This is a genomic window from Paraburkholderia sp. SECH2 (assembly GCF_030464795.1).
Classification (GTDB): domain Bacteria; phylum Pseudomonadota; class Gammaproteobacteria; order Burkholderiales; family Burkholderiaceae; genus Paraburkholderia; species Paraburkholderia aspalathi.
Window position 1 is genome coordinate 308,835 of the sequence record NZ_JALPRH010000002.1, and the last position, 14,995, is coordinate 323,829.

Annotated in this window: 15 protein-coding genes and 3 tRNA genes; 6 read left to right on the forward strand and 12 right to left on the reverse strand. The window is 60.2% G+C overall.

All coding sequences use genetic code 11. From position 1 onward, the window contains the following. Positions 1-38 precede the first annotated feature (38 nt). On the forward strand, positions 39-527 hold the full coding sequence (locus M0D66_RS05785) for a phage protein NinX family protein (RefSeq protein ID WP_266209407.1): 489 nt from the start codon (positions 39-41) through the stop codon (positions 525-527). Between the two features lie 106 nt (positions 528-633). On the opposite strand, the gene M0D66_RS05790 is transcribed toward M0D66_RS05785, so the two are convergent. Together M0D66_RS05790 and M0D66_RS05795 are read right to left on the reverse strand one after the other, a co-directional pair. Continuing rightward, a tRNA-Arg gene (locus M0D66_RS05790) sits at positions 634-710 on the reverse strand. A gap of 89 nt (positions 711-799) precedes the next feature. Continuing rightward, positions 800-876, reverse strand: a tRNA-Arg gene (locus M0D66_RS05795). A gap of 120 nt (positions 877-996) precedes the next feature. Between M0D66_RS05795 and greB the strand changes: the two genes are divergently transcribed. After that, positions 997-1,575: a transcription elongation factor GreB gene (gene greB, locus M0D66_RS05800; protein ID WP_093639053.1), complete on the forward strand. Its 579-nt coding sequence runs from the start codon at positions 997-999 to the stop codon at positions 1,573-1,575. 51 nt (positions 1,576-1,626) lie between these two features. On the opposite strand, the gene M0D66_RS05805 is transcribed toward greB, so the two are convergent. After that, positions 1,627-2,775, reverse strand: a complete 1,149-nt coding sequence (locus tag M0D66_RS05805) for a porin (RefSeq protein ID WP_093639056.1) — start codon at positions 2,773-2,775, stop codon at positions 1,627-1,629. A gap of 530 nt (positions 2,776-3,305) precedes the next feature. Then, the gene (locus M0D66_RS05810) at positions 3,306-3,554 is read right to left on the reverse strand and encodes a hypothetical protein (RefSeq protein WP_093639059.1); all 249 of its coding nucleotides are present in this window, start codon (positions 3,552-3,554) and stop codon (positions 3,306-3,308) included. 445 nt (positions 3,555-3,999) lie between these two features. On the opposite strand from M0D66_RS05810, the gene M0D66_RS05815 reads away from it, so the two are divergent. Then, positions 4,000-4,203, forward strand: coding sequence for a cold-shock protein (locus tag M0D66_RS05815; RefSeq protein ID WP_054037310.1), 204 nt, complete (start codon positions 4,000-4,002; stop codon positions 4,201-4,203). Positions 4,204-4,555: 352 nt separating this feature from the next. Continuing rightward, a complete protein-coding gene (locus M0D66_RS05820) occupies positions 4,556-5,710 on the forward strand; it encodes an exonuclease domain-containing protein (RefSeq protein WP_200650549.1) in 1,155 nt (384 codons plus the stop codon). Between the two features lie 102 nt (positions 5,711-5,812). Here the strand turns inward: M0D66_RS05820 and M0D66_RS05825 are convergent, their stop codons facing one another. From M0D66_RS05825 to M0D66_RS05835, 3 genes are all read right to left on the reverse strand, one after another. Continuing rightward, entirely contained in the window at positions 5,813-6,409 is a 597-nt protein-coding gene (locus M0D66_RS05825; RefSeq protein ID WP_200618118.1) for a chorismate mutase, read from the reverse strand. Positions 6,410-6,706: 297 nt separating this feature from the next. Continuing rightward, positions 6,707-6,856, reverse strand: coding sequence for a hypothetical protein (locus tag M0D66_RS05830; RefSeq protein ID WP_200650550.1), 150 nt, complete (start codon positions 6,854-6,856; stop codon positions 6,707-6,709). Between the two features lie 510 nt (positions 6,857-7,366). After that, a complete protein-coding gene (locus M0D66_RS05835; protein ID WP_266209412.1) occupies positions 7,367-8,482 on the reverse strand; it encodes an aldo/keto reductase in 1,116 nt (371 codons plus the stop codon). 128 nt (positions 8,483-8,610) lie between these two features. Between M0D66_RS05835 and M0D66_RS05840 the strand changes: the two genes are divergently transcribed. Further along, positions 8,611-9,522, forward strand: a complete 912-nt coding sequence (locus M0D66_RS05840) for a LysR family transcriptional regulator (RefSeq protein WP_266209413.1) — start codon at positions 8,611-8,613, stop codon at positions 9,520-9,522. A gap of 224 nt (positions 9,523-9,746) precedes the next feature. Next, positions 9,747-9,947: a hypothetical protein gene (locus tag M0D66_RS05845; protein ID WP_093639072.1), complete on the forward strand. Its 201-nt coding sequence runs from the start codon at positions 9,747-9,749 to the stop codon at positions 9,945-9,947. A 115-nt stretch (positions 9,948-10,062) separates the two neighbouring features. Here M0D66_RS05845 and M0D66_RS05850 read toward each other — a convergent pair. The 5 genes from M0D66_RS05850 to pepN form a co-directional block, all read right to left on the reverse strand. Next, positions 10,063-10,138, reverse strand: a tRNA-Thr gene (locus M0D66_RS05850). Between the two features lie 55 nt (positions 10,139-10,193). Continuing rightward, complete coding sequence (locus tag M0D66_RS05855) at positions 10,194-11,210, reverse strand: class 1 fructose-bisphosphatase (protein ID WP_093639075.1); 1,017 nt, start codon at positions 11,208-11,210, stop codon at positions 10,194-10,196. A gap of 122 nt (positions 11,211-11,332) precedes the next feature. Further along, positions 11,333-11,788, reverse strand: a complete 456-nt coding sequence (locus tag M0D66_RS05860; RefSeq protein ID WP_054037300.1) for a HigA family addiction module antitoxin — start codon at positions 11,786-11,788, stop codon at positions 11,333-11,335. A gap of 16 nt (positions 11,789-11,804) precedes the next feature. Beyond that, positions 11,805-12,086 carry a type II toxin-antitoxin system RelE/ParE family toxin gene (locus M0D66_RS05865; protein ID WP_200564691.1) on the reverse strand — a complete coding sequence of 94 codons (282 nt, stop codon included), beginning with the start codon at positions 12,084-12,086 and terminating at the stop codon, positions 11,805-11,807. A 196-nt stretch (positions 12,087-12,282) separates the two neighbouring features. After that, positions 12,283-14,979, reverse strand: a complete 2,697-nt coding sequence (gene pepN / locus M0D66_RS05870; RefSeq protein WP_266209417.1) for an aminopeptidase N — start codon at positions 14,977-14,979, stop codon at positions 12,283-12,285. Between the last annotated feature and the right edge of the window lie 16 nt (positions 14,980-14,995).

Genomic DNA, 14,995 nt, shown 5'->3' on the forward strand with positions numbered 1-14,995 from the left:
AGCCAGCGAGTCTCACCGGAACTTCAGGGAGAACGCTTATGAACGTAGCTGACCTCACCGGCGTGTCGCTCGATTATTGGGTGGCCCGCAGCCTGCATGACTTCGTGCGCGAAATCTACTTTACCGACAGCGGCGAAACCGTCTCGATCCGCGGCAATGACCGCGGCCGCCCGTGGGATGGCCGTTTTACGCCTTCCGCGTCGTGGGAAGCGGCTGCGGCGGTATTGGAGCGCGCGCAGCGGCTGGAGGTGCGTGAGCGGACCGATCATGGCGCGGCACATTGCATCGCGGAGTTCGAAGGCGGCCATCGAACCGTGGAAGGGCGGGGAGACTCGTTGCGGATCGCGCTGCTGCGGGCGTTTGTTGAAAGCCGTTTCGGCGCAAGTGTGGGCGAGGTGTTGTGGCAGGCGCAGGCTGTGGCTGGCGAGCACGCGGCGCTGATCGGCGAGGAATCGGCGGAAAGGCCGTTCGCGGATGTGCCGAGTCCCGATGGGCAGATCGGTGATATTCAGTCGATACCGCGGTAGCTGCGGTGACGCCGCCAAGGCTTGAGGGGCTGGCCGGGTGGACCGGTTAAAGCAGAACCGGTCACGCAAAAACAAAGGGCCTTCCGATCGGAAGGCCCTTCATAGGTGGTGCGGCTGGCAGGATTCGAACCCACGACCCCTTGGTTCGTAGCCAAGTACTCTATCCAACTGAGCTACAGCCGCACGCTAAACAGGTGGCGCTAAATACGATGATACTGCAATGAGGCTCGGTAAAACGTAAGGGCCTCCCCGGAGGGAGGCCCTCGAATAAGTGGTGCGGCTGGCAGGATTCGAACCCACGACCCCTTGGTTCGTAGCCAAGTACTCTATCCAACTGAGCTACAGCCGCACGCAGAAACGAGATTATAGCAAAGGTTTTCAAAAAGGGAAGCATGTAACTGCGATTTGTCTCATTGCCCTGATCGTGTACCCTTGATAGGCAGTCGTTTGCTGCGGTTACCGGATCATCATGAACAAGGCCTTTGTCAAAGAGTCGAGCGAAGAGAATGACGACGATCTCGACGTCGCCCAGCCCGAAATCCCCCCGGGTACAAAAAACTACATCACGCCCGCCGGCTACCGGCGGATGCGCGATGAATTGCTGCATCTGATCGATGTCGAGCGGCCGGAGGTGGTCAGACTGGTGTCGTGGGCGGCCTCGAACGGTGACCGCTCGGAAAACGGCGACTACATCTATGGCAAACGCCGTTTGCGAGAAATCGATCGGCGGATTCGTTTTCTGACCAAGCGTCTCGACATCGCTGAAATCGTCGACAGCAGCAAACAGGAGAACGTCGATCAGGTTTTCTTCGGCGCGACCGTGGAATACGCGACGGAAGATGGCGAGGTGCATACGCTGACGATTGTCGGCGTCGATGAAGTCGACCTGGATGTCGGCCACGTCAGCTGGATCTCGCCGATCGCGCGGGCACTGCTCAAGGCCAAAATCGGCGATACGGTGACGTTATACACGCCGGCCGGCCCGCAGCCGATCGACATCCTGGACGTCAAATATCCCCCGCCCGATACCGGCGGCGGTGCAGCATAAAAAAAGGCGCCGCGAACGGCGCCTTCGATACTGCAGGTGTTGCCAACTGCTTTAGAAGCGGTGACGCAGACCTGCGGTTACAGCGACTTGCTTGTTGTTGCCCGAAGCGCCCAGACCGTTGATGTCTGCATCGACGACGGCGTTTTCGTTGACTTGCTGGTATTCGCCTTGCAGGTACACGTCCGTACGCTTGGACAGCGCGTACGCGGTTTGCAGGTTGAACTGGTTCCAGTGCGGACGCGTGCCGGCCAGGCTTGCACGCGTGTACGTGTACGAACCGGCGATGCTTACTGCCGGCGTCAGCGCGTAGCGAGCGTTAGCTTCGAAGTTCTGGAAGTGAGCGCTGCTGCCGCCGAAGCCGCCGATACCGGCCGATTGACCCGATGCGCCTGCACCGATGCCAGCCAGACCCGACAGATTCGTTTGCGAGTACACGAGGCCGACGGTAGCCGGGCCGAATGCATAGTTAGCACCTGCGCCCCACGTTTGCTGGCGAGCAGCAAAGAACGTGTTGTCGCTCGACACTGCGCCGCCCGAATTGAACGCTGCAGCTGCGCCAGTTGCGCCGTTGCTGTTCAGTTGCAGGTAAGCAGCAGCGAGGTTCAGGCCGCCCCAGTTATACGATGCGCCCGCGCTGTAAGCACGGTTGTTGGCGAAGCCGTCAGCCTGGTTCGAGAAACCGTACATGCCGCCGAACTTGAAGCCGCCGTAGTTCACGCTCTGGTACTTGACCGAGTTGTTGACGCGGAACGAGTTGTTCAGGTTGTCGTTATCGAACGGATGCGCGAACTGCGTGCCGCCGTATTGCGTGCCGGTCAGTGCCAGCGGGCCCACGTAGTCGACCATGCTGTCGTATTGACGGCCGAGGGTCACGGCGCCGAACTGGTCGCTCGTCAGACCGACGAACGCTTGACGACCAAATTCGCGGCCACCTTGTTTCAGCGTGCCGTCATTGATGCCGAAGCCGTTTTCCAACGTGAAGATGGCCTTGAGACCGCCACCGAGGTCTTCAGAACCACGCAAGCCCCAACGGCTGCCGTTCACCGAGCCGCTCGTTTCTTGCCAGTTGCTGTGGCCGTGCTGGTTATTGGTATAGGTGATGCCGGCGTCGATCAAGCCATACAGCGTGACGCTGCTCTGGGCATGCGCTGCCGTTGCAAAAACGCCCGTGAGGGCCGCGACCATGAGAGTCTTTTTCATCTTGTAACTCCGAGAGCTAGAGTGGGCGTTGAACCCAGGCTTAAGGAGACCATCACGCGGGCGCTGCGAGAGGCGAAATCCGCATGAGAAGCGCGCTGTACAGCACGCGCGCCGGTTTCCGGTTACGCAGAGTGTAGAGAGACGCTTGCAAAGCGGATGTTCCGATTTTCGCAATAAAGTATTACTGGATATGAAACGATATGCGAATACCGTTTAAGCCTTGCCGATAAAGGCTTGCAGCGTTATTGAGGGGTGTGGGAGAGGGGAGTCAACTGAATCGCGTTGCGCATTTGCTACAGCAATCGATGCAAAAAAACAACGCAATAAATCGTAAAAAAGGATTGTTGTCGCTATAGCAATAGATGGTTGTCGATTATGCGAATAATCGATTTCGACTAAGCCGTTATACTGAAATCTCTGCTTTCCGAAGCAGACTTTTTCGTTGACGAAAAAGATCTCCAAACCTTTGTCGGCGCGACTTCCCAGTCGCGCTTTTTTTTGCCTACCGATTGTGGGTTCGACGGCGTTAGTCAGTGCGCCGGCGCGGCACCGTCCACATCACTCCAGTCGGTTGCCACCGAGACACTCCAGTCTTCCATCACGTAGCGACGCGCATCCATGGGGGACGAGAGCAGGTTTTGCCAGTGGTCCCCATGCCACATGGGATCGACTTCGAAGGCCGAGGGTGACGGGGCGGCCGGCTCGGATTGCGCGGGAACTGTCCTTCTGTGCGATTGGGTGAACCAGGCGATGAGGCGACGGAATTCATTGAACAGCATGGCAATCTCCTGACGCGCATTACTTCTCGGTACTGATTTCCATCATGCTGGCATGAGTGCGGCGCAACAACTCGGACAAACACTTACTGAAAACATCCTTTGTTACATATTCGCGTGGGCATGCCGAAATTTTTTCCGATATCGCTGATGGGTGATATCGAGCGAGTAATATTGACGTGAAAAGTTATCCGGTTTTTGCTGAATATGCTGTCGGAATTCCTCTGATTCATTTGGCATTGACTTATCGCGCGGCGTGCTAAGTGAATATGCAAAATTCGCTTGACGTTGATTCTTCGTTCCTCGTATAACAGCAAAGCTGAATTTCAATTGCCAGATATGGAAGTGCTGAGGGCTTCACAAATGCCCGATCGCGGATGAAATGGCCAGGAAATGCAGTTTGAGGGCAATGCCCCGATTTTGATAAATCCTCGAGGGAAGCTGGAATATGGAAACTGGTATTGTTAAATGGTTCAACGATGCTAAGGGCTTTGGCTTCATTACATCGGATTCGGGTGGCGAAGACCTGTTCGCGCACTTTTCGGAGATCCGCACTGAAGGCTTCAAGTCGTTGAAGGAAAGCCAGCGCGTCTCCTTTGAGGTCAAGGCAGGCCCGAAGGGCAAGCAAGCGGCGAACATTCAACCGCTGTAAGTCGCACCGCGCTGCTCTGGGTATGTCGCCGGGCAGCCTGATCGCCGGAAAGCCTTCGCAAGACGCGGAGGCTTTTTTTATGGGCATTGGTTATTATCATCGCGGCATGCGCGATTAACTACCTGGTTCGAATTAATCTGGGGAAGATTAGGGGCGTAAAATTTCGCCCTGGAATCTAAAATCGCCAGCATAAAAATATAATAAATAACGGCTTTATGAGGGAATCGCAGGTCGTGCAGGAATGCAGTCTTTGCGCCGCACGACGACAAGGGCAAAGCAATACTGGCTGGGTGCGCAGCGGCTAACTGGTGCATACTTGCCGCAAAGCCACGCGTCCAAAGTATCCTTTTCCATGTCTGAACAGTTTCTGCCGCAACCGGCCCTAGATGTGCCGATCGTCTTCGTCGACCTTGAAACCACCGGCGGCTCGACCAGTGAGCATCGCATCACCGAAGTCGGCGTGGTTGAAATAGGACCGGCCGGTGTGTCGCGTTGGAGCAGCCTGGTCGACCCGCAGCAACCGATTCCTTCCTTCATTCAGCAGCTCACCGGCATCACGAATGCGATGGTGCGAGGCGCGCCTACTTTCGACGTTATCGCGCCGGCATTGTTCGAGCGCCTGAACGGCAAACTGTTCGTCGCGCACAACGCCAGTTTCGATCGTGGTTTTCTGCGTGGGGAGTTTCGCCGGGCCGGACTCGCGTTTGATCCGGATGTGTTGTGCACCGTGCGCCTGTCGCGCGCGTTGTTTCCGGCGGAAAAGCGCCATGGGCTCGATGCATTGGTGGAGCGTCATGGTCTCGTCCCGTCCGATCGTCACCGTGCACTCGCCGACGCCGATCTGATCTGGCAGTTCTGGCAACGTCTGCATGGCGGTCTTGTACCTCCGGACGTCTTGCAGGCGCAGATCGAGCGCACTACGCGGCGCTACCGGCTTGCCGGCGATATCACCGAGGATCTGCTCGACACGGCGCCGGCCGGATGCGGTGTCTATGCGTTCTATGGAGAAGACGATCTGCCGCTCTATGTCGGGCGAAGCGTGCGTGTGCGTCAGCGGCTGCGCTCGCACTTAACGGGTGAACGGCGTTCGTCGAAGGATGTGAGGCTTGCGCAACAGGTTCGGCGTGTCGAGTGGCGCGCGACCGGTGGCGAACTGGGTGCCATGCTTGCAGAGGCGCAATGGATCGCAACGCTGCGTCCGGGCCATAACCGGGTGCCACGTGTCTTGAAGAGCGATCCGGTGGATGCACCCTGGCCGTTCGAAGGTCCGATCGTATTTGAGGAGCGTGAAGACGTGTCGCACGCGCGCGCTTTTCATGTTGTCGACCGGTGGCGTTACCTTGGGCATGCGCCCTCGCTCGCCCAAGCGGCGGAACTGTATGCGTCGAGCGCGGGCGGAGCGTTCGAACTGTCGACCTATCGTCTTCTGCAAAGCCATCTGGCGCGCGGCTTGCGCGTGATGCCCCTGAGCGTTTCCAGCGGCACGCCTGTGCCGAGTCTGGCTTAACTCGGGTTTGAGCAATAACCCGCTCCACAGGGCGGGTTCAATCCACACCTGAGAGCGGCTGACCGATCGGTGTTTCAGACACCGTTCGACCGCCCCAAGCGATCAGCCCGTCGCACCGACTCCACCCGCTTCGCACACGTGGCCGAGAGCGCGCGTCAACGCGCTCGAATGGGTCGAGTCGTAGCGCGTCAACGATTTCCAGTTAGCAAGCGATTGAGCCACGCGCGACGGACAATCCTGCGCCGTGCGCAGCGGTTGCACGCGTGCGAGTCCAGCCACGAGCGATTGCGTCAGCCGGTCCAACTGCGGCCTCGTGCTGCTAGCGAGGTCGGGCGCAGGGCCTTCGGGCGGCCGCGTGCTGCGCCAGGTATCAAACAGCGCGTTTTGCACATCCTTGCTGGCGTCGATCTGATCCTGGAAGAAGGCGCGCGCAAACGCTGGATCGACGTTCGCTGCAACGGCGCGCTTTTCGACGTCGGCGAGCAACGCATTCTCGCGCGGCGTATCCGTAATCGCCTGGTGGTTGGCCCACTTCCAGCGCGCGACGGGCTCTGCGAGCGCGAGACGCTGCGAAGCCAGTGCGATCAGATTGGTGAGAGCGGTGTCGTCGCCATCCGCGACGGCTGGGGCGGGCGCGAGCGCAAGCGCGGCGAACAACGCGAGCGCGCATGACGCTCCAAAGCGATACGAGCGATTCATGGAAGGCGGGAGTGGCCAGTGGCCGCGGAAGAAAAACCAGAAGAATAGACGATACGCGGATCAAGCGGGCGCGCTGAACAACCGAAAAGCAAACTGAGGGGATATTTAAAGGCGCCTAGCAGAGACTAGTGAGGGACGAGTGCTATCACTTGCGCCGGGCCAGATTAGCCAGGCGTCGCAATCAAGCAGGCGTAACCCGCACCCCGAAAGCGGCAAACGACAATCGTAGGGGCGCGTAGCAACGTTCGCCGCGCGCCGGACGCGCGGACGCTGTTGCTGCATCGCGCCACTGCACAATTACTTCGAGTCGCACGACTTACGTTGTTCGTCGAAAAATGCGCGAACATGCTCAGGCAGTTCGGCACTCAGAAACTCGACGCCAGCGGGTTCCGGATCCGGACTAAAAACTTTATCCGGGGTCGGAATCTTCGGTGGTTTGGCATCCATGATCTCTCTCCTTTACAAACCGATTATCTGCCTCGGTCCCCGTTTTGCACCAGCGTCTGATGCGGCTCACATGATGTGTGTTGCTTTAACGGTACAGCCTTACATTGGAACGGAATGTTTGAATAGAATTTGCCGGTTGACTGCGCAGAACTGAATTTGCCGCGGCCAATCAAAAACAGTCCGATATCTCTTCCGTTCCCCTCTCAGCCTTGCCCCACGCGCCTTCCGCGCATTATCTCTGTTGCGTCACAGCATCGCGTGTTCAAATCCGTTGATATGAACAAACCACGGCGATTTTTGTGCGCTGCCGCATCGGAAGGATTTTCTCCGCGGTAGTCCGAACGTTCGTTTATTACCGATTGGTTCAACACGGTCATTCAGCCCCCTAATTGTTTGTAAACGAACGATTGCGCGAATTCGTTGACGAATGGGAATACTTTTCTGACTATTTTTTGCAAATAGAAAAGCGCCACGCTCCAGACGAAGCGTGGCGCTCGAGGTGGACAATTTTTACGCGTTTGACGCTGGAATCGTGACGGGTGCGGAGTAGGCCGCAGGTTTGTCGGCGACTTCGACCTGGCCATGAATCCGCGCCTGATGACCATCAGCAAACATGTAGTACGGGAATGGACGGGCAGGTGCCGAGATGGCGTTGAGTCGTGCGACCAATTCCGGCGCGAGCGTGAAATCGAGCGAGCCGAGCGACTCCTGCAACTGCTCCGGTCGGGTCGCGCCAACAATGATGCTCGACACGCCGCGCTTCTGGTGCAGCCAGTTCAACGCAACTTGCGCCATCGGTCGCCCCGCGAAGTTCGCGACGGCCTCCAGTTCCGCGACGATGCGGAAGTTGCGCTCAGTCAGCTTGTCGAATCCCGGCGGTGGCGCGCTGGCCATGCCCGCTAGGCGCCCGTCGCCGGAAACAGCGCTCGCCGCTCCGCCTTGCGACGGACGGTATTTGCCCGACAACATACCCATACCCAGCGGACTCCACGGCACGAGCCCCATGCCCAGATTTGCGGCGAGATCAGCGAATTCATTTTCGGCGTTGCGCTCGATCATCGAGTATTCGAGCTGCATCGCCGCGACCGGTTCGAAGCCGCGCCAGTCGGCCAGCGTCTGCGCCCGTCCGGCAAACCACGCGGGCGTATCCGACAGGCCGACGTAGCGGATCTTTCCCGCGCGCACGGCGTCGTCCATCGCGCGCATGACTTCGTCCACCGGGGTGACGCGGTCCCATGTGTGCAGGTAATACAGGTCGATGTAGTCGGTGCCGAGGCGTTTGAGCGAGCCGTCGAGTGCACGCAGCAGATTCTTGCGATGGTTGCCGCCCGCGTTCGGATTGCCGGTCTCGGCGTTGTAGCCGTACTTGGTGGCGATCACGAGCCGGTCGCGCAGACCGCGCGCCGCGACGAATTTGCCGAGCCATTTCTCGCTGGTGCCTTCGGTGTACATGTCCGCGGTGTCGATGAAATTGCCACCGGCATCCACGTATAGATCGAACAGGCGTTGCGCCGCTTGTTCGTCGGCGCCCCAGCCCCATTCGGTGCCGAAGGTCATCGTGCCGAGTGCGATCGGGCTCACGCGAAGGCCCGAGCGGCCGAGCAGGGTGTAGCGATCCATCGTCATGTCAGTCTCCCTGAGCGGTCAGGCGGAAAGTGTTGAATCGATGGCGCCATCGTGCGCCGATTCTTTGCTTGGAAAAATGCCGTCTGTCTGCAAGGATTGTGAAGTCTGACTTAATAATGGAGATCACGATGGACCCAGCCCAGTTGCCGGCGTTGATGGCGTTCGCGAGCGTGGCGCGCCACGGCAGCTTCACGCACGCCGCTGCGGAAACCGGCGTGACGGCCTCGGCGTTGTCGCAAAGCATTCGTTCGCTCGAGACTCAGTTGAATGTGCGCCTCTTCAACCGGACCACCCGGCGTGTCGCCCTGACGGAAGCTGGCGCGCAGTTTCTCGCGCGTGTGCTGCCTGCGCTGGGCGAACTGGAGGCGGCCTTCGAGGCGCTCGACGAAACCCGCGACCAACCTGCCGGCACGCTGCGTATCAATTTGCCGAGGGTCGCGAGCGAGTTGCTGGTGCTGCCGCATCTGGCCGAGTTCACGCGCCGCTATCCGCAGATCCGGCTCGATCTGACACTCGACGACGGTTTCGCTGACGTAGTCGGTGAAGGTTTCGACGCAGGCATCCGGCTCGGCGAACGGGTCGCGCAGGACATGGTGGCGGTGCCTTTGGGCGGCGACATCCGCATTGTCGTAGCCGGCTCACCTGCCTACTTCGAGCGCTACCCAGCGCCGGCGACGCCAGCCGATCTCGCTGCTCACGATTGCCTGCGCTATCGCTTCTCGACTAGCGGCGGCATCTATCGATGGGAGTTCGCGCAGCCTGACGATCCGTCGCGCGTGTTCGAAGTCGAGACGCGCGGGAGTCTTGTCACCAACGATCTGCACACAATGGTGCGGGCAGCGGAGCAGGGCGTAGGTCTCCTCCACGTGATCGACGACTACGTGAAGGAGCAACTCGAAGACGGCCGCCTGGTCCGCGTGCTGGAGGCGTGGTGTCCGAGCTTTCCGGGGTTTTTTCTGTACACCGCGAGCCGTGCGCAGATGCCGTTCAAGCTGCGCGCGCTGATCGATTTCCTACGGGAGAAGCGCGAAGTCCGATAGACCTCGCGTGGTACTGCAGCTTCAGGCTGCGAATCGTTGCGTCGGATACGCTGCCGTGCGGCTCTCCCCGGGTGGTGTCTGCAACTGCCGTTGGTTTGTCGTTCGCCTCGATCGTGCCGCCGACTATCATTGAAGCGGCTATCTGCGGCACAGGGTGCGGTGGATAACGGAAGCGCCGACACCGGCGCGGAAGATGGCAGTCTTCGCCCTTCAGAGAGTTCGCCATGGAAAACGCTGTCTATTGGAAAGGACGTCAGGTCGGTATCGAGTGCGCCGGCCGGATCTCGTGGTTCTCGTCAGCGCCGCAGGAAGCGGTGTTGGCCTATGGCATGAAGCCGGCTGAGAACGTGATCGTTGAAGACGCCATGATCGTTCGCAATCTCGGCGTGACCGCGCGAAGCGATCGACTGGATTTTGGCGGCTGAAGGGGCGCTATCTTTGGTCGTTGTGGCGCCGGTTGCAGCGAAAACCGCGTTGAAAACTGACAACAGAAAAGCAAAAAGCCCAGTCGCAAGGACTGGGCTTTTTGCTTGAATCTTGTGGTGCCGGAAAGAGGAATCGAACCCCCGACCTTCGCATTACGAATGCGCTGCTCTACCGTCTGAGCTATTCCGGCATCAGGAGAAACGAGATTATAGGGACTTCTTCAGGAACTTGGCAAGCCCCCGCGGTCACTTTTTTGCTTCGAGATGGTAGCGCGTGACGCGGTCGACTTCGTTCTTCGAGCCGAGGAACACGGCGACACGCTCGTGCAGGCTTTTCGGCTGTATATCCAGAATCCGCTTCTCGCCATTGGTCGCGGCGCCCCCGGCCTGCTCGACGATGAACGCCATCGGGTTCGCTTCGTACATCAGGCGCAGCTTGCCCGGCTTGTCCGGTGTGCGCTTGTCGGCCGGGTACATGAAGATGCCGCCGCGGTTCAGGATACGGTGCACGTCGGCCACCATCGACGCGATCCAGCGCATGTTGAAGTCGCTCTGGCGCGAACCGTCCTTGCCGTCTTTCAACTCGCCGATGTATTTCTCAACCGGCGGATACCAATGACGCTCGTTCGACGCGTTGATCGCATATTCGCGCGTTTCGACCGGAATGCGCATATCGCTTTGCGTGAGCACCCACGAACCCAGTTCGCGGTCGAGCGTGAAGCAGTTCACACCGTTGCCGGTGGTCAGCACCAGCACGGTTTGCGGGCCGTACACCGCATAACCTGCCGCAACCTGCTGCGTGCCGGGTTGCAGGAACGACTGTTCGGTGGGCTGCTGGCCGTCCGGGCAGCGCAGCACCGAGAAGATCGTGCCGATCGACACATTGACGTCGATGTTCGACGAGCCGTCGAGCGGATCGAACACCAGCAGGTATTCGCCCTTCGGGTAGTTGGCGGGGATCGGGAAGAATTGCTCCATTTCCTCGGACGCCATGCCCGCGAGGTTACCGCCCCATTCATTCGCTTCGAGCAGGATTTCGTTCGACAGGATGTCGAGCTTCTTCTGCACTTCGCCCTGAACGTTCTCGCTGCCCGCCGTGCCGAGCGCATCGCCCAGCGCGCCCTTGCTGACGTGGTAGCTGATCGCCTTGCACGCGCGCGCGACGACTTCGATCAAAAGGCGCAGGTCGGCCGGCAGGTTGTTGGTTTCGCGCTGCTGCTCGATCAGGTACTTCGTGAGAGTGGTACGACGTTGCAAAGCCATTGCTGTACTCCGGGAAGGCTTAGGGAATGTCTCGATTTTAACCGCTCGCTGTGTCGATTCCGTGCTTTTGAGATACAAGGGCGTGCGCCCGTCTTGCCAGGGGCTGTAAAGGCGCGCGAAATTCAGGCTTTTCGGCGAGCCTTGATGGCCGTGACATGGCCGGCCACATGGGTGGCAAGCGCCGCGGCACGGGCGTGTTCGGCGGGGACCTTCGGCATTTTGGGCCGGTTCGCCTTGGGCATCGGCTCGATCTCGCGTTCGATCTGCTCGCCGGCCGCCGCGGTGGCGACCCGCAGGTCGTAGGCGATCTGCAGATTCAGCCAGAATTGCGCACTCGCGCCGAAGTAGCGCTCGAGCCGCAGCGCGGTGTCAGCCGAGATGGCGCGTTTGCCGCGCACGATGTCGTTGATGCGCGGCGCCGGTACGCGCAGCGCAAGGGCGAGCGCGTTGACGGACATGCCGAGCGGCTCGAGGAACTCGCACCGCAGAATCTCGCCGGGGTGGATTTCCGGGATACTTTCGCCGGTGCTGATGTCGGAGAAATCGATGCTGCCCAGATCGGAGCGTTTGATGACCATGCCGGTCTCCCAATAATCAGTGATAGTCGACAATTTCGACATTCAGCGCCTCCCCGTCGACAAAGTGAAAACAGATGCGCCACTGTGCGTTAATGCGAATACTCCACTGCCCGCTGCGCTGGCCTTGCAAGGATTCGAGCCGATTGCCCGGCGGCGCGTGCAGGTTGCGGATGGACCTGGCGGCGTCGATCATGAGCAGCTTGCGGCGTGCGAGCGCCTGCATATGAAGCGGCAGTGAATGCACGAACTTGCCCTGAAAGATTGCCGCCGTAGCCTTGTCGCCGAATGTCGTGATCATGGGATGATATAACGCATCGCGTTAAACGTAAACCGTTAAATGAATGCGTTTACTTTCACCCCGTCGAGCCGATACGAATAGTCGTCCAGACGGCTAACGTTGACGTCCGCACATCGCCTCATCGCGCAATTGAGGACGAAAAAAAGCCGGCAACACGTGCCGGCTTTTCGCTGCGTAAAGCGCTGTCAGACGATCGTCACGCCAACGCTTTTTCCACGATCTCGCGCACGTCGCGCGACTTCACCTGCGACGCCACTTTCTCCAGCGCCGCGCGCATGCCGTCGCGCAGTGTCGGCGTGAAGCGGCGCCACAATTCCAGCGAGCGGGCGAGGCGCGCGGCCACTTGCGGATTGATGGCGTCGAGCGCGATCACCTGCTCGGCCCAGAACGCGTAGCCCGAGCCGTCTTCGGCATGGAACTGCGCGGGGTTCGCGGCGCAGAAGCTGAAAATCAGCGAACGCGCGCGGTTCGGGTTCTTCAGGTTGAACGCAGGATGCGCCATCAGCTTGCGCACGATCTCGATCACCGGACGCTGCGCGCTGCCACGTTGCGTGGCTTGCAAGGCGAACCACTTGTCGATGACGAGCGGTTCCTTTTCGAAGCGCCGGTAGAAGTCGTCCAGGGCCTGCTGCGCCTCAACGCTGCCGCCGTTCGCCGCCGACGCATTGAGCAACGCCGAGAGCGCCGCCGAGCGGTCGGTCATGTTGTTGGCGGCGTCGTATTGCGCGGATGCAAGCCGCACGGCTTCAGCCGGATCGTCCAGTTCCGCGAGATACGACAGCGCAAGATTCTTCAACGCACGATGACCGGAAGCCTCCGGCGTCGCTTCATACGCACCTGGCGTGCGGTGCTTTTCGTACACGGCAAGCCAGTCCTTCCTGAGCGCATTCGCGAGGCGCTTGCGCACAAACTGCCGCGCGGCATGTACGGCAGCCGGATTCGATTCGGCCATCTGTTCAGCCAGATACGCTTCCGACGGCAGCATCAACGCCAGTTCGCGGAAAGCGGGCGAGAGCGTCTCGTCGGTCAGCACGCGAGCGAACGCCGCGACCACCGAGTCGTCGAGTTGCAGCGGCACGCCCGTGGCGGCGCGCCCGGCGAGCGTCAGCAGCTCGCGCGTGGCGAGCCGTTGACCGGCTTCCCAGCGGTTGAACGGATCGCTGTCGTGCGCGAGCAGGAACGCGAGCTGATCGGCCGAGTAGTCGTATTCGACGATCATCGGCGCCGAGAAATTACGCAGCAGCGAGGGCAGCGGTTCCTGCGCGACGTTGACGAACGTGAAGGTCTGTTCAGTCTGCGTGAATTCCAGCACGCGAGTAGTGGCTTCCGACGCCCTGGTTTCGCCTTCCAGTTGCAGCGCCAGATCGTGGCCGTCCTTGCCGATCAAACCAATCGCGAACGGAATCAGCAGCGGACCCTTTTGCGTTTCACGCGCGGCCGGGGCGGTATCGCCGTAGCCTTGCGTGAGCGTCACGCTGTAGCGCTGCTGCGCGGCGTCGTATTGCGTGCGCACGGACACGCGCGGCGTGCCGGCCTGGCTGTACCAGCGCTCGAATTGCGCGAGATCACGGCCGTTCGCATCGGCGAGCGCGTGACGGAAGTCGTCGCAGGTCACAGCCTGGCCGTCATGACGCTTGAAGTACAGGTCCATGCCTTTGCGGAAACCGTCGCGGCCGAACAGCGTCTGATACATCCGCACGACTTCGGAGCCTTTTTCGTAGACCGTCATCGTGTAGAAGTTGTTGATCTCGACGTAGCTTTCCGGGCGCACTGGGTGCGCCATCGGACCCGCGTCTTCGGCGAACTGCATCTGCCGCAGTACGCGCACGTCTTCGATGCGTTTGGTGGCGCGCGCGGCTTCATCGGTCGCGCCGCCCGCCATGTCGGCCGAGAACTCCTGATCGCGGAACACCGTCAGGCCTTCTTTCAGGCTCAGCTGGAACCAGTCGCGGCACGTCACGCGGTTGCCGGTCCAGTTGTGGAAGTACTCGTGGCCGACCACCGCCTCGATATTCGCGAAGTCGGTGTCCGTTGCCGTTTCGGGGTTCGCCAGCACGTACTTCGTGTTGAAGATGTTGAGCCCCTTGTTCTCCATCGCGCCCATGTTGAAGTCGCTCACCGCGACGATCATGAAGCGGTCCAGATCCAGTTCCAGCCCGAAGCGCGACTCGTCCCAGCGGATCGAGTTGATCAGCGAATCCATGGCGTGACGGGTCTTGTCCAGGTCGTGCGGTTCGACCCACACCTGCAACAGCTTTTCCTTGCCCGAACCGCTCTTCACGCGTTCCTCGAGCGCGACCAGTTTGCCGGCGACCAGGGCGAACAGATAGCTCGGCTTCCGGAACGGATCTTCCCAGCGGGCGAAATGGCGGCCGTCCGGCAGATCGCCTTCTTCGAGCAGATTGCCGTTCGACAGCAGCACCGGATAGTCGGCCTTGCTGGCGCGCAGCGTGACCGTGAAGGTCGCCATCACGTCGGGGCGGTCGAGGAAATAGGTGATGCGGCGAAAGCCCTCGGCCTCGCACTGCGTGAAGAAGTTGCCGCCCGACACATACAGGCCCGACAGCGTGGTGTTTTCCGCCGGATTGCAGATGCTGGTGAGCGTGAGCTCAAAGTTATCCGGCACGTTATCGAGCGTAAGGCCGTGTTCGTGCGCATGCGCTTGGGCGAATGGGGCGCCGTCGATCGTGGCGCTGACGAACTCGAGTTGTTCGCCCATCAGTTCGAAATTCGCGGCGTGGGACGCGTCCGGGTTGCGGCACACCCGCATCGTGTTCCTGACGACGGTGCGTTCGGGGATCAGATCGAACTCGAGTGCGACGGTGTCGATCAGGAAGGCGGGCGGCGCGTAATCGGCGCGGCGGATCACATTGGGCGTTGCGGTATCGGCCATGGCGTTCTGTAGTGAT

What these genes read in the sequence shown, in the direction of transcription:
- M0D66_RS05785 (WP_266209407.1), top strand. Translation starts at nt 39, where the DNA reads ATGAACGTAGCTGACCTCACCGGCGTGTCGCTCGATTATTGGGTGGCC.
- greB (WP_093639053.1), top strand. Translation starts at nt 997, where the DNA reads ATGAACAAGGCCTTTGTCAAAGAGTCGAGCGAAGAGAATGACGACGAT.
- M0D66_RS05805 (WP_093639056.1), bottom strand. Translation starts at nt 2,775, where the DNA reads ATGAAAAAGACTCTCATGGTCGCGGCCCTCACGGGCGTTTTTGCAACG.
- M0D66_RS05810 (WP_093639059.1), bottom strand. Translation starts at nt 3,554, where the DNA reads ATGCTGTTCAATGAATTCCGTCGCCTCATCGCCTGGTTCACCCAATCG.
- M0D66_RS05815 (WP_054037310.1), top strand. Translation starts at nt 4,000, where the DNA reads ATGGAAACTGGTATTGTTAAATGGTTCAACGATGCTAAGGGCTTTGGC.
- M0D66_RS05820 (WP_200650549.1), top strand. Translation starts at nt 4,556, where the DNA reads ATGTCTGAACAGTTTCTGCCGCAACCGGCCCTAGATGTGCCGATCGTC.
- M0D66_RS05825 (WP_200618118.1), bottom strand. Translation starts at nt 6,409, where the DNA reads ATGAATCGCTCGTATCGCTTTGGAGCGTCATGCGCGCTCGCGTTGTTC.
- M0D66_RS05830 (WP_200650550.1), bottom strand. Translation starts at nt 6,856, where the DNA reads ATGGATGCCAAACCACCGAAGATTCCGACCCCGGATAAAGTTTTTAGT.
- M0D66_RS05835 (WP_266209412.1), bottom strand. Translation starts at nt 8,482, where the DNA reads ATGACGATGGATCGCTACACCCTGCTCGGCCGCTCGGGCCTTCGCGTG.
- M0D66_RS05840 (WP_266209413.1), top strand. Translation starts at nt 8,611, where the DNA reads ATGGACCCAGCCCAGTTGCCGGCGTTGATGGCGTTCGCGAGCGTGGCG.
- M0D66_RS05845 (WP_093639072.1), top strand. Translation starts at nt 9,747, where the DNA reads ATGGAAAACGCTGTCTATTGGAAAGGACGTCAGGTCGGTATCGAGTGC.
- M0D66_RS05855 (WP_093639075.1), bottom strand. Translation starts at nt 11,210, where the DNA reads ATGGCTTTGCAACGTCGTACCACTCTCACGAAGTACCTGATCGAGCAG.
- M0D66_RS05860 (WP_054037300.1), bottom strand. Translation starts at nt 11,788, where the DNA reads ATGGTCATCAAACGCTCCGATCTGGGCAGCATCGATTTCTCCGACATC.
- M0D66_RS05865 (WP_200564691.1), bottom strand. Translation starts at nt 12,086, where the DNA reads ATGATCACGACATTCGGCGACAAGGCTACGGCGGCAATCTTTCAGGGC.
- pepN (WP_266209417.1), bottom strand. Translation starts at nt 14,979, where the DNA reads ATGGCCGATACCGCAACGCCCAATGTGATCCGCCGCGCCGATTACGCG.